Annotated in this window: 11 protein-coding genes; 4 read left to right on the top strand and 7 right to left on the bottom strand. The window is 53.9% G+C overall.

The features are described from left to right. Window positions 1-54: 54 nt before the first annotated feature. From H7U06_RS12235 to H7U06_RS12210, 6 genes are all read right to left on the bottom strand, one after another. Window positions 55-1602 (bottom strand): arylsulfatase, encoded by a 1548-nt coding sequence (locus H7U06_RS12235; RefSeq protein WP_175626431.1) that lies wholly within the window; start codon window positions 1600-1602, stop codon window positions 55-57. A 91-nt stretch (window positions 1603-1693) separates the two neighbouring features. Beyond that, a complete protein-coding gene (locus H7U06_RS12230) occupies window positions 1694-2203 on the bottom strand; it encodes a YidH family protein (protein WP_175626430.1) in 510 nt (169 codons plus the stop codon). A gap of 33 nt (window positions 2204-2236) precedes the next feature. Next, a complete protein-coding gene (locus H7U06_RS12225) occupies window positions 2237-3553 on the bottom strand; it encodes a hypothetical protein (RefSeq protein ID WP_175626429.1) in 1317 nt (438 codons plus the stop codon). Between the two features lie 186 nt (window positions 3554-3739). After that, entirely contained in the window at window positions 3740-4366 is a 627-nt protein-coding gene (locus H7U06_RS12220; protein ID WP_175626428.1) for a hypothetical protein, read from the bottom strand. Window positions 4367-4497: 131 nt separating this feature from the next. Further along, window positions 4498-5640, bottom strand: a complete 1143-nt coding sequence (locus tag H7U06_RS12215; RefSeq protein ID WP_254873234.1) for a BamA/TamA family outer membrane protein — start codon at window positions 5638-5640, stop codon at window positions 4498-4500. 52 nt (window positions 5641-5692) lie between these two features. Next, window positions 5693-6637 (bottom strand): transporter, encoded by a 945-nt coding sequence (locus H7U06_RS12210; RefSeq protein ID WP_175626426.1) that lies wholly within the window; start codon window positions 6635-6637, stop codon window positions 5693-5695. A 352-nt stretch (window positions 6638-6989) separates the two neighbouring features. Here H7U06_RS12210 and H7U06_RS12205 point away from each other — a divergent pair, with 352 nt between their 5' ends. The 4 genes from H7U06_RS12205 (at window position 6990) to H7U06_RS12190 (ending at window position 10863) form a co-directional block, all read left to right on the top strand. Continuing rightward, window positions 6990-7376 carry a response regulator transcription factor gene (locus H7U06_RS12205; RefSeq protein ID WP_175626425.1) on the top strand — a complete coding sequence of 129 codons (387 nt, stop codon included), beginning with the start codon at window positions 6990-6992 and terminating at the stop codon, window positions 7374-7376. Window positions 7377-7389: 13 nt separating this feature from the next. After that, a complete protein-coding gene (locus H7U06_RS12200) occupies window positions 7390-7938 on the top strand; it encodes a DUF4136 domain-containing protein (RefSeq protein WP_175626424.1) in 549 nt (182 codons plus the stop codon). A 334-nt stretch (window positions 7939-8272) separates the two neighbouring features. Next, window positions 8273-8953 carry a response regulator transcription factor gene (locus H7U06_RS12195; protein WP_175626423.1) on the top strand — a complete coding sequence of 227 codons (681 nt, stop codon included), beginning with the start codon at window positions 8273-8275 and terminating at the stop codon, window positions 8951-8953. A gap of 80 nt (window positions 8954-9033) precedes the next feature. Beyond that, window positions 9034-10863, top strand: a complete 1830-nt coding sequence (locus H7U06_RS12190; protein WP_175626422.1) for an ABC transporter substrate binding protein — start codon at window positions 9034-9036, stop codon at window positions 10861-10863. Here H7U06_RS12190 and H7U06_RS12185 read toward each other — a convergent pair. Continuing rightward, complete coding sequence (locus H7U06_RS12185) at window positions 10860-11774, bottom strand: tetratricopeptide repeat protein (RefSeq protein ID WP_175626421.1); 915 nt, start codon at window positions 11772-11774, stop codon at window positions 10860-10862. The genes H7U06_RS12190 and H7U06_RS12185 overlap by 4 nt on opposite strands. Window positions 11775-11897: the final 123 nt, after the last annotated feature.

The following is an 11897-nucleotide window of genomic DNA, read 5'->3' as shown; positions in this document are numbered from 1 at the left end:
ATATCCATTAATGGGCATAGCACTCCGAGCCGGAGTGCTATGCCCTGCCCCGCCTTAACCGCCAGCTGTAGCACTCGCCATTTTTTCCAGTGCATCATCGATAGTGAAGGAGTTCGGTTTTTGTATCGGCGGAAAATCCTTGAAGGTGGCAGCGAATTTATCCGCAATCGCGTAAGCACCGTACAGGATATAAGCGTGATACAGGAACCACTCGTAATAACTATTGGAAGTAATATCCGCCCGTTCATACGGGTCGGTACGCAGGTTGAACAGCTTGGGCAAGCGTAAAGGTGTGAACGGTTCGGCCCAGATCTGCATGGTCCCCTTGCAACGCTGCTCCATGAACACGATCTTCCAGTGGTCATAGCGTATGCCCAGCACATCGCCATCATCACTGAAGTAAACAAACAGCTTACGCGGGCTTTCCTTCTCCTTGCCGGTCAGGTAAGGCAGCAAATTCATGCCATCCAGATGATTTTTGTATTTGCGCCCGCCTGCGGTCACACCTTTCTTTACTTTCTCGACGATATCCGGCTCACCGGCAATATCGAGGAAGGTAGGTAACCAGTCATGATGCTGGACGATTTCGTTGGAAACCTTGCCGGCTTCGATCTTGCCAGGCCAGCGCACGATCAGAGGGACACGGAAAGCGCCTTCCCAGTTGGAATTTTTTTCGCTGCGGAATGGCGTCATGCCACCATCCGGCCAGGAATTCATATGCGGACCGTTATCGGTTGAATACATGACGAAGGTATCTTCCGTGATACCCAGTTCATCCAGGTAGTCGAGCATCTCACCGACATTTTTATCGTGATCGATCATGGTGTCGTGATACGGCGACTGCCAGCGACCAGCCTGTCCGAGACTGGACTTCTTCGTATGCGTGAACATATGCATGTGTGTGGTATTGAGCCACACAAAGAAAGGCTTATCGTCGTCGTGTTGACGCTTGATGAAATCCTTGGCCGCGGCGACGAATTCATCGTCACAGGTTTCCATACGCTCGGTGGTCAGCGGGCCGGTATCGGTGATTTTTTGCTTGCCGACCTTGCCCCAACGCGGCTGCTCGGTCGCGTCATCCTTGTCGGTAGCCCAGCTGTGGATGACCCCACGCGGGCCAACGGTTTTGCGCAAATTCGGAAAGTCCTTTTCCGGATAGTAGTCATACATCTCGGGTTCTTCTTCTGCATTCAAGTGGTACAGATTGCCGAAGAATTCATCGAAGCCATGATTGGTAGGCAGCATATGATTCAGGTCGCCAAGGTGATTCTTGCCGAACTGGCCGGTAGCGTAGCCCTGGTTTTTCAGCAAGGCCGCGATGGTGACGGTCTTATCACTCAGGCCTATCGCCGCACCCGGAATACCAACCTTGGACAGGCCAGTGCGATACACGCTTTGTCCCGTAATGAAGGAAGAACGCCCGGCTGTACAGCTTTGTTCACCATAGGAATCGGTGAACATCATGCCTTCCTTCGCAAGGCGATCGATGTTCGGGGTCTGGTAGCCCATCAAGCCTTTGGAATAACAGCTCAGGTTCGAGATGCCGATATCGTCACCCCAGATGACGAGGATATTTTGTTTACCACCGCTCTTCTTTGCCATGTCCATTCCTTTACGATAGTTAAAATAACGACCTGCAGCCTTAAGCATCCAAGCCGGACCAAAACCTTCGAACGTCTACTGCACACTACTTTCAAATCGCACGTATCAGCACTGCCAGGAATGCATAGCAGCCAATCAGTAAAAGGCAGATGGCGACCGCAAAAATCGGCGTCTCCACAGGTGCGCGCGCAGGTCCCGCCACTGAGGCGAAATCATGGCTCCACAAGTAATTGGCAAAAGCGCGGTACTGCCACAAAGCCACCAGCAGCGCGAGCACTCCTGCTGCGATCAGGGCCAGCCCCATATAGCGCGGCATCTCCGGATGACGGAATGGCACCGCACTGGTACTGATGAGATTGCTGTGAAAGAACTGCACAATGGTGAAACCGAAGCCGATCAGCGCAGTCGATGTGCGCACCCACGACATCAGGGTGCGCTCCAGGCTCATGCGCGTGCGCAACCATGAGAAATGACTCTCCGCTGTGGGCTGGACATCAAACCGTCCTTCGTGACGTTTAACGCCGAGGAAGCGATCATGCAGACGCGCAAACCAGCCGCGCTCATCTTCGACCACATTGCTACCCGCTTCGTCCTTTTCCATTTCTATCCTCTGCTATGCATCTGGGGAGCCACGCTAAAACAGCAGGCCTGTGAGTTTGTCGACGATGGCGTCAAACGGCAGTGCCATCAGCGCGACCGGAATAAACGGCAGGAAAGCAGACACTGCCAACAGCAGCACACTCTTGGGATGTACAGGAAGCAGCCACATCGCATACACGCGATCGACCACTTGATATAAATCGGTGGCCGATGAGAAATCCGGGCGGTCCATCATGGATTCCCTGGCCATCTGCGGATCGCGCAACCATTTACGCTCAAACTCAAGACCGAAGCGATCGGCCAGGCCACCGTATTCCAGCGTGCCGCGACGCCAGGCCCGCAGCATCTGACCGAGGAATACCAGCAAGGGGAAATTGAAAAACAGGACGACGCCCAGGACAAAAAAGAGAATCAGATAGTGATAGGACGTCAGTGATGCCCCGGCATAAATGCTATTGGCAATGGCACCGGCGACCAGCGCACCCAGCGCGATGGCCAGTACTGCAAACGCCTGTGATGAATAACCGATAAAACCAAGCCCGGCCGCGCCATCCGGATGCGCCGGAGTCAAACGCAACTCCAGCCTGGACACCAGGTACAGGAAACGCCCCCACAGGCATAACCGCCATACCCAGCTCAGCAGCAAGCACAGCATGAGCGGCAAGCTGACCAGCAAGCCCCACCAACCGGCAGGAGAAAGCACTTTGCCCACAGGCGTACTGACAATGAGCCAGGCCGGAATCCCTGCAAAAGGTCGCGCTTCATACATTGTTGCGATGGCGAGGTAGGCCAGGACCACGACCGCTATCTCTACCCACAGCAAGTTGAGCAGGCGCTGGGTAGATGCCAGTATGCCCAGGAAGGCCGGACGCTCCTGCTCCGCGACGATGCCCGATTCAAGGAAATGCGATGCCAGTGCACCTATGCGTGGTATGCAGATGCGTTCGGCCAGGATGAGCAAGGGCACGACGATCAGGTAACGTGCATGGGTGCCAAAATCCGGCCAGAAGCTGCTGTTGTCATATCCGGGCAGCGCGCTCAGGAATGCCAGCGGCAACCAGCACAAGGCCATCGCCAGCAAAGCGCGTCGCCCCACATTCGGCTTACCGTCTTGCAACAGGCCGACCACACCCTGGATCTTGTATAAGGGACCGCCACTGAATGGCCTGCCAACACGCACGTCCGATTCAGCACTCCCGCCCGAACCCGGGTGCTGACCCGAGCCTGGCTGCGCTGACAGCTGTTGTTGATGTCCGCTGTCATCCATCCGCATCGCAAGCACGATCTTCATCACCGATACCAACCGGTGCTCAGCCTCGCCCTGCTTTACTCCTGCGCTGATGCTCAACATATGCGTCTCTCATCAATTGTTCAGGCGGATCGGATGTGCGTTACAGCCTTGCACTTATGCTGCTCATCATTACCCAGGGGGAAAAAGAAAAAAATCGTTCATTAGTGAGCAAAGCCATTGCCCTTTGGTGCATCCGGCCAGGCAACTTCAGGCAGACTGCGCTACCTGAAGTCACTCGCTGATGGCTTAAGGTGCACGCGGTGTTTCTATCGAAAGCGACTCGCCTTCTTTCACCACAGCCTCGACCTGGTCACCTTTCTTGATATTGTCCAGTGCGGTCTTGTCATCCAGATAGAAGACACGGGTCCGGCTCGTTCCCTTGAGCGTGACGCTGCCTTCTTTTTTATTCACCGCGATGACGTCTGCGACCACATGTGTTTCACGCGTGGCGGCGATACCAGGCTTGTCACCTGGCTGTGCGACATACATCGTTTCCGCGACCGAACGCTGACGCAATTCCTTGCCGGCCGTTGCTTTCTGCAAACTCAGGACCACCGATTCCGCTTCGCGCAATACGACCTGGTCACCAACCTTGATTTGATTGAAATTTTTTACCTCAGGGCCAGTCGGCACCACCACTTCTTCACCAGTGCTGCGCTTGACGGTAAATTCGCGGCGTTCTGCGTTCACATTTGTAATCGTGCCGCGCACCACACGTTTGCCAGCAGCGGCGACCACGCCCTTGCCGCGTCCGACGACCAGTACTTCACCACCGGCGGGTGCAGCCGCAGGTGCTTTGGCATCCTGTGCATGGGCCGGGTTAATTGATAAAGCCAGGGCGAGTAATGTGAGGCTGGTAGCTTGGATAAGCATGGCGTTTCTCCTGTGTGGTGTAAAAATCCGGGACTACTTGAAATACGGGAAGAGCATTGATCATGCAGACTCATCACGCTGAATAAAATTGATCTATGGTGCGAATGGACATGCCCTTTGATGCATACCGATCAAAACGCTTCGCCGACATATAAATAGACTGCGCGATCATCTTTGGTGAAGGCAACATCCAGGCTGACGTTGACCTTGTAGTCCTTGCTGGCTTGCCAGCGCAAACCGGCACCCAGTGAGGGCAACATTTTTTGTTGCGGCAATTCAGCAAACGAAGGACCAATAGTGCCGATACCGCCAAAGGCCACTGCGCCCCAACGATGCGCCAGGCTCCAGCGCACTTCAGCCTGCGCGGCCAGCATGGCTTTATCGCGATACTGACCGGTGGTGTAGCCGCGCAAATCATTGCTACGGCCATACATGCACAGATCGCTGAACGGGACATTCCCGCCCACCACGCAAGTCGCTACGCGCGCGGCGATGACAGTCCCGGCGCTGTAGGGCCAATAGCGATTCCATGATGCGGAGAATTGACGGAAGCTGACATCACTGCCGAAAGCGGATGTGAAGAAATTGAGATTGGCTTTGGCATAGGTACCGGTGGTCGGATAGAAACTATCGTCGCGCGTATCGTATTCGACGGCAGGCCCCAGTGAAGCGGTGGTGCGCCTGAGATCGGCCTCGGGTATCACTGCGCCTATGCCCGGCAATTGCGATAAATCCATCGCACTCTTGAGATGGACATTCTGGTAACGCAAACCCAGGAACCAGTGATCACCCACCTGATACAGCGCCTGCACCATACCGCCAGTACCAACCTGATTCAATGGAATCGAGACACCTCGCTCACCCGCCGCAGTACCTATGCCGTAAAACTTCAGATCCAGATCTGCATGCCCTATGCCCGCTGTCACCCGCAAACGATTTTGCATAAAGGTCGCCGACTGCACCAGACCGACCATCGTACTGGAACCTGCCTTCATGACGGCGACGCCGCTCACCCATGGGCGTTCACTCGCATTCGGGTTGTACAGGGCCAGACCGACCAGGGTCAGGCCCGATCCCAGGGCCGGATTGGATTGCGGAATCGGCAGGACGACAAAGTTGGTTTTCTTTTCCGGGGCGCCGCCTTGTTCGCCTTTCTTTTCTTCAGAAAATTTTCCAGCCTCATTCACATTCACCGTCATTTCATGCGTTGCGCTCAGCGCATCGCTCTGTGCATGGCATACGCCTGCACTGATCGCAACGACGGACAGCGCCATGAAGAGCAGCGCTGATCGTGTCGTCGGCCTAGGTGCGATCATGGGACGGTGATTACATGAAGAGCATATTCAGGCTGACACCGATGGAATAACCCTTGGGCCGGTTCTTGGTCTCTACATCCCACACCGCACGTGCACTGAAAGAACCAGGATGACCACCTATCTTGCCGCTCCAGTTCATGATAGGTCCGAGACCAACAGCATGACCGCGGAACCCATTCAAACGATCAGCAGTAGGTCCCTTGTCGTCACCCAATTGATAAATCAGGCCGCCCACCACACCCAGATTGGTATCCTTGGCAACGCGTGCCGTCCACAAGGCTTCCGATATCAGCAAGGGCGCATTGCGATAATTGGTGTCCTTATTCTTCGTATAGAACTGCAGCATACCCATGGTGGTGAACTCGCTGCCGTCCGTACCTAAACGGGTGTAAGCAATGCTGGGCATGAAGGTCCAGGTATTTTGTCCGTCATTGGCCAGTTTCTTGGAGTCATAACTTGCACTCGGCGCGTAGATGGGCAAGGACAGCGACATATGTTCGGTTTTACTGAAATGAAAACCCGCGATGATAGGTGTGACCAGGATGTCAGCGATACCGGTCGTGGAGTCGGAACTGCCGCTGGCCATGGAACCCGCCTGCAAGGAGGTCCTGACTTTGACGTATTGCAAGGGTATGCCGATGGCAGATGCAAAGTTCCAGTTGCCTGGGCCGGTATCCCAGATGCGGGTGACGTTCGCTATCGTATAAGAAGCCTTGCTATTGATACCCGCTGCGACTTCACCCGCGACCGGCACTTGTTTGGATGCACCTATATCACCATCAAAGTAAATACTCTGGACTGAAATCGCCCACCCCGGTTCCGGCGGCACGATGCCGGCATTCGAGGAAATCTGTTGCGCCGTGATAGGCCGCCCCATCGTGCCTTCCGTTGCATGTACTGCGCAAGGCAGCAGGACAGTCAGGGAACCGGCAATCATCAGGTATTTGCGCAACATGTTTGCTCTCCATGAAGGTGGCGATGTGCACACAGCATGGATAAAACGTGTTTTGTTTGCACTTGTATCTTGGTGACCGGATACATGCCCCTTGGTGCAGATCCATCAACACAAAAAAATTTTGCAGTGCCATATGCACCAACGTGCATAGACACCTGCCTCAATCGCCAATATTAAAAAAAGCCCTGGTGCTTCACGCTTTCATCACACGAAGCCGGATGCTGGCTGTATTTCCGACGGCGTGAGGCAGGACATCAAACAAACGATCACCTACAAACGAATGGCAACGATCACTAAGGCGCGTGTCACTGATATGAATACTCGGATCGCAATTTCGTTTGGAGGCTGACCCATGAGTCTTGCTTACACACCATGGAATATCGCGGTGGTGGAGGACGACAACGGCCTGCGCGCCGCCATCCTGCGCATGCTCACTGCGTGCGGCTGGAAACCCATAGGTTACGCATCTGCGGAAGGCTATCTGGAGTCAGCACCGGGCGAAGACATCGATTGCCTGGTGCTCGATCTCTATCTGCCGGGCATGTCGGGCTTTGAATTGCTCGAACAGATACGGAGCACAGGCAAGGATATCCCCATCATTTTTATTACAGCCCAGGACGATGAAAAAATACGCTTGCGCGTCCAGGGTGTAGGAAAGCTGTACTTACCCAAACCTTTTACCGGCCAGTCGCTGGCCATGAAGGTAAGGGATTGCCTGAAGCAGACTGATCTACTCTAAAAAGGAGAAACACATGAAACTGCGCGCCATCATGCTGCTGGCCCTGACTACATTATTGGGGGCATGTGCCAGCAGCCCTACTGTCAACGTCGACAGCGATCCTGCCGTCAACTTCGCGAAATACCGCAGCTATACCTGGCTGGCCCGACCACAAGTCAGCAATCCTTTGTTTCAGCAACGCATCATGAATGGTGTTGACGAGCAACTACAGGCTGCTGGCTGGCGCAAAAGTGATGCAGGTGAAGTCACCGTCGTAGCGCATGTCGCAACCGCGCAAAAACAATCGATCAGCACTTTCTATGATTCCGGCCCGTATGCTGGCTGGGGCTGGCGTGCGATGCCTGCACCGGGCATGGGTAGTGCAACCACGGTAGTCGATACTTATCAGACTGGCACGCTGGTCGTCGATCTGTTCGATACAGCGAGCAAGAAAGCCATCTGGCGTGGCACGGCAGAAGCAACCATCCCGGACAAACCAGACCAAGCCACCACCCTGCTGGACGCCTCACTGAACAAAATGTTTGCCGGCTTCCCACCTGGCAGCATCGCCAAGACCAAGTAAATATCGTTGTGCTCACTCGCCGGCAATCATCTTTAAAAAAAGATGACAATTGATAACAATTTTGCTTGCGGAGTGAGCGCTTCACATTTAACATTCCAGCAAGAAATAACAAAAATAACATGCACTTTAGTGCAGTACCCTCTGCCCTTTAGGTCAATATTCTTGCCTATAGGATCAGGCGCATGATGCTATCCCCTCTCTTAGACTTTCGATAGTTAAATGAAAGCAAAGGAAAAGTTGCCGCAAGGAAAATAAAGGAATAAAGTCATAATTTGTTAAATCAGTAGCGTTTTGTTCCACGTATTTTGTCGCGTCGACTTTTGGGAGATGTCGCATGAACGTAATAGAACTACAGAACCAAGCTGAACCTGCAGTCATCCGCATCGTCGATGACGATCCATCCTTCCGACGCGCATTGCAGCGCTTGCTCCAGACCACCGGTTATCGCGTACTCGACTACGGCTCGGTTGGTGACATGCTCTTATCCGGCATAGGCAACGAATCCGGCTGCATCATCCTTGATATCCATATGCCTGGCCCCAGCGGTCTCGACCTGCAGGAAATGCTGGTTGCCGATGCACATCCACTCCCCATCATCTTTGTCACCGGTGAAGCGACCGTGGTCGATTCCATACGGGCGATGAAAGCGGGTGCAGTGGATTTCTTCTGCAAGCCGCTGGATAGCGCTGCCCTGCTCAGCACACTGGACAAGACACTCAAAGACGCCGCGTGCAAGCGACAGAAAAGCCAAGAACTGTGCGAACTGGAAGCACGCTATGCAACATTGACCCCACGCGAGAAAGAAGTGCTGGCCATGGTGACCCGAGGTGCGCTGAACAAGCAGATCAGTGCCAAGCTCGACGTAGCCGAACGCACTGTGAAAGCACATCGCGCCAAAGTAATGGAAAAAATGGAAGTCAAAACGCTGGCCGAATTGGTCCATGTCATCGAAAAACTGCACATCGAATCCGACTCGGTATACCAAACCTCGTTTAATTCAGCGCGGTTTTCGTGACAGGCACAGCGACGCATTTAATCCGGTACACGCATACACAATGGAATCGCATACTGACGAGCAAGCGCTTGCGGATATGTATGGCCTTCATTGCTTTGCAGGCTTGCTCCTGCGCGGCAAGCGCGCATCACGTCAAAACAATATTGGTGATCAATCCTGCAGAAGTGCTGTCACCCAATGCGCAACTGATAGATCATGCGATGTACGAGGTATTCTCCGAGTCCTCACAGAAAGTCGAAATACTCTCAGAGTACCTGGTCAAGCATACCGACCCGCCCAGTGACCTGGAACTTGATGCAATTGAGCTGATTGCAAAAAAATACCATGACCGCAGTATCGATTTGATCGTTGCCCGTGGCGAACGCGCGCTGAATTTTATCGAACGTAACGGCGCAACTATCTGGCCAGGCACGCCGGCCATGTATTACTCGATATCCAGTCCGGCCATTTACTGGCGCCCCAACTCGGCTCACATCAGCGGCGTCTTCGTCGATCATGACTACGCAGCCAACCTTGCATTGATACTGCAGCTGCAACCCGACATTAAGCGCATCATTCAATTAGTCCAATCGTCACACAATGACGAGGTTCAGACGCTCCACACAAAACTCAATGCAATTGCTACGGCCAGGCGCCCCGACTTAAAAGTCGAGACCGTCGGACAGAAACCTTTGCCGGATATGTTGAAGCTGGTCTCATCCTTACCTGCAGATACTGTCTTGCTGGCCATGACCATCGCCGGGGACCGGGACGGCGTGCGTTACTCCAGCGACGAAATCCTGCGCAGCATTTCGACACAGGCCAGCGTTCCTGTATATGGCATGCGTAGCAGCTATATCGGTAATGGCGTCGTCGGTGGTCACGTCATGAATCTGAGTGAACATGGACGTGAAGCGGGATTGCTCGCGCTGCAGCTATTAAATAATCCGCATGGCGGACCGTACACGCAGATCAGCCAGAAAACCCGTTGTGTCATCGACGATCGCCAGATCCAGCGCTGGGGCTTGAATTTCAAAGACATCCCCGCTGACTGCGACCGTCCTTTCCATATCCCCACATTTTGGGAACGCAATGCGCCGCAGATCATAGCCTTTGTGTTGATGACGGCTGTCATTCTTCTGCTGGTATTCGGTTATCAATGGCAACGCCGGAAGCGATTAAAAGCCGATGAAGAGGCGAATCGCCAGCGCACCGCCCTCGCCCACGTTGCACGACTGGGAAGTGTCGGTGAACTCACCGCCTCCATCGTGCATGAAATCAACCAGCCGCTGGGCGCGATCATGGCCAATGCCGATGCCGCAACCATGATGCTCAACCAGCAGTCATACCCGGATCACGAACTACGCGCCATCCTGACCGACATCCGCGATGACAATTTGCGCGCCAGTCAGATTATCCAAAAACTGCGCGTGCTGTTAAGCAAGCGCTCGCTGGAATCCAAGCCGGTTTCATTGAATGAAGTAATCAATACTTCCCGCAGCCTGCTCGGCAACCTGGCTATCAAACATCATGTCACGCTGGTCATAGAGCTGGCACCCGACTTGCCGCAGATCATGGGCGACAGCACCCATTTGCAACAAGTGTTAATCAACCTCGCCTCTAATGCGATGGAAGCCATGGAAGCCGTCCCTCCTGCAGAGCGCACACTCTCGATCAAAACCGAGCAAAGCAATGCCAGCCACATATGCCTGATCGTGACCGACCAGGGCCCCGGCATTCCGACCAACATCATGCCGAATATTTTTGAATCCTTTTACACCACCAAAGCGGAAGGCATGGGTATGGGGCTCGCCATCGTGCAGACCATCGTTGACGTTCATTGCGGCCGGATTGAAGTCATCAATGAAGCAAAGGGTGGCGCAACCTTCATCATTACCTTGCCGATTGCGAAGAACTGCGCACGCACTTAAACCAGCTTGTCGCTGCTCTGCTTTTTGCGCAAAGTGGGCTGGGTATCCAGTTTCGGATTCAGGCGCAATGCCTGCTCAAATGCCTCATTCGCCTCCGAAAACTGTCCCAGCAATTCATATGATTGCCCGCGTATGCGATGCGCCAATCCGCCCCAATCCGCCCGGTCCTCTGCACCTTCTTGCAACGCTTCGTCTGCGGCATACAAGGCAAGAATGGCGTTATCCGGCGTCGGTGTATTTTGCAGCAGCTCGCGCGCAGCGGATATCTTCGCGACATAGTGCCCTATCCGCAACCGCGCATCCTGAAACAGCTGTTGATCGCGGAACTCACCATCGCGCGCATAAAAGAATTTTCCCAGGGATTTGTGTCCGACGCCGACCGCCTGCAATTCGCCTTGCTCATCCACATCAAAAATATAATCGTCCGGCCATCCGGTCACGGGCTGGCGCGAAAATACCAGACTGCCGTGTTTAATATCGATGACTTCAAACAGGTCTGCATCCGCATTCAAGGCATTCGCCGTTTGTACGGCCGCATATCGTCCGCAGTCCGAGATACCGATATTGAAAACATTCGCATGATAAGGTTTGCGGTAGAACTGATTGCCGCTCTGGTCAATCGCACTTATCTCCCCCTCCAGTTCCGAACCGTCTCCCGCACTGGCCACAATATAAATTCCGACATTGGAAACCGCCGCTCCCCTGGGATGGGCGAAGGAATTTAATTCGTGCATTACCAGGTCTTCCACATAGCTCACCAATATGACCTGGCCGCTGCCACTATCATTGTTATCCGCTCCCTTGCAGCCGACAAGCCAACGCATATTCGGAGAACAGTAAGCCCGGCCATAAAAAGCAGGCTGGGCAATATGCAGCCAGCGTTCCTGCAACACGACATTGCGTTTGCTCATGCTCGCGGACTGGCTGCTGCCCCATGCAGCGCGCAATTTGGAAATAAATCCCATTTCTTCCCCTCGTTGAACAGTTCTCTTCAATCGGTTCAATACGCGACCGTCTGAATCTGCTGTACTTTT

The organism is Herminiimonas sp. Marseille-P9896 (assembly GCF_903993245.1).
Taxonomy (GTDB): domain Bacteria; phylum Pseudomonadota; class Gammaproteobacteria; order Burkholderiales; family Burkholderiaceae_D; genus Oxalicibacterium; species Oxalicibacterium contaminans.
The sequence above is the reverse complement of the archived record's forward strand: the minus strand, read 5'-3'. Positions and strand labels throughout refer to the sequence as shown.

What these genes read in the sequence shown, in the direction of transcription:
- H7U06_RS12235 (WP_175626431.1), bottom strand. Translation starts at nt 1,602, where the DNA reads ATGGCAAAGAAGAGCGGTGGTAAACAAAATATCCTCGTCATCTGGGGT.
- H7U06_RS12230 (WP_175626430.1), bottom strand. Translation starts at nt 2,203, where the DNA reads ATGGAAAAGGACGAAGCGGGTAGCAATGTGGTCGAAGATGAGCGCGGC.
- H7U06_RS12225 (WP_175626429.1), bottom strand. Translation starts at nt 3,553, where the DNA reads ATGTTGAGCATCAGCGCAGGAGTAAAGCAGGGCGAGGCTGAGCACCGG.
- H7U06_RS12220 (WP_175626428.1), bottom strand. Translation starts at nt 4,366, where the DNA reads ATGCTTATCCAAGCTACCAGCCTCACATTACTCGCCCTGGCTTTATCA.
- H7U06_RS12215 (WP_254873234.1), bottom strand. Translation starts at nt 5,640, where the DNA reads ATGGCGCTGTCCGTCGTTGCGATCAGTGCAGGCGTATGCCATGCACAG.
- H7U06_RS12210 (WP_175626426.1), bottom strand. Translation starts at nt 6,637, where the DNA reads ATGTTGCGCAAATACCTGATGATTGCCGGTTCCCTGACTGTCCTGCTG.
- H7U06_RS12205 (WP_175626425.1), top strand. Translation starts at nt 6,990, where the DNA reads ATGAGTCTTGCTTACACACCATGGAATATCGCGGTGGTGGAGGACGAC.
- H7U06_RS12200 (WP_175626424.1), top strand. Translation starts at nt 7,390, where the DNA reads ATGAAACTGCGCGCCATCATGCTGCTGGCCCTGACTACATTATTGGGG.
- H7U06_RS12195 (WP_175626423.1), top strand. Translation starts at nt 8,273, where the DNA reads ATGAACGTAATAGAACTACAGAACCAAGCTGAACCTGCAGTCATCCGC.
- H7U06_RS12190 (WP_175626422.1), top strand. Translation starts at nt 9,034, where the DNA reads ATGGCCTTCATTGCTTTGCAGGCTTGCTCCTGCGCGGCAAGCGCGCAT.
- H7U06_RS12185 (WP_175626421.1), bottom strand. Translation starts at nt 11,774, where the DNA reads ATGAGCAAACGCAATGTCGTGTTGCAGGAACGCTGGCTGCATATTGCC.